1 protein-coding gene is annotated in these 537 nt (G+C 73.4%); it reads right to left on the bottom strand.

Annotated elements, in window-relative coordinates; all coding sequences use genetic code 11:
- Positions 1 to 537: phosphopantetheine-binding protein (locus CQZ88_RS30295; RefSeq protein ID WP_258008841.1), on the bottom strand; the 537-nt coding region annotated here is incomplete at both ends.

The raw sequence follows: 537 nt of genomic DNA, 5'->3' as shown, positions 1-537 counted from the left end.
CGGTTGAGGAACCACATGCGCTGCTGCGCCAGCGACAGCGGGATCCGGTCCGGCCGCGGCTGCGGCACCAGCGGCGGACGACCGCCCCCGCCGGCGTGCTGCTCGACCGCGACGGCGAGGGCCTCGACCGTGGGCGCCTCGAAGACGACCCGGACGGGGATCTTCGCGTCGAGCGCGGCCCCCATGCGGGAGACCACCTGGGTGGCGATCAGCGAGTTGCCGCCGAGCTCGAAGAAGTCGTCGTCGACGCCGACCCGGGCGAGGCCGAGCACCTCGGCGAACACGCCCGCGACGATCTCCTCGACGGGGGTGCTCGGAGCGCGGAACTGCCGCGCCTCGAACACCGGTTCCGGCAGCGCCTTGCGGTCGAGCTTGCCGTTGACGTTCAGCGGCAGCGCCTCGAGCACCACGAACGCCGCCGGCACCATGTACGACGGCAACGCGCCGGCGAGCCCGGACTTCACGTGCGCGATGTCGAGCACCGCGCCCGTCTCCGGAACCAGGTACGCCACGAGCTGCGTGCCCGCCCGGTCGTCC

This window comes from Rhodococcus sp. ENV425, assembly GCF_002887785.1.
GTDB lineage: Bacteria > Actinomycetota > Actinomycetes > Mycobacteriales > Mycobacteriaceae > Rhodococcus > Rhodococcus aetherivorans.
The sequence above is the reverse complement of the archived record's forward strand: the minus strand, read 5'-3'. Positions and strand labels throughout refer to the sequence as shown.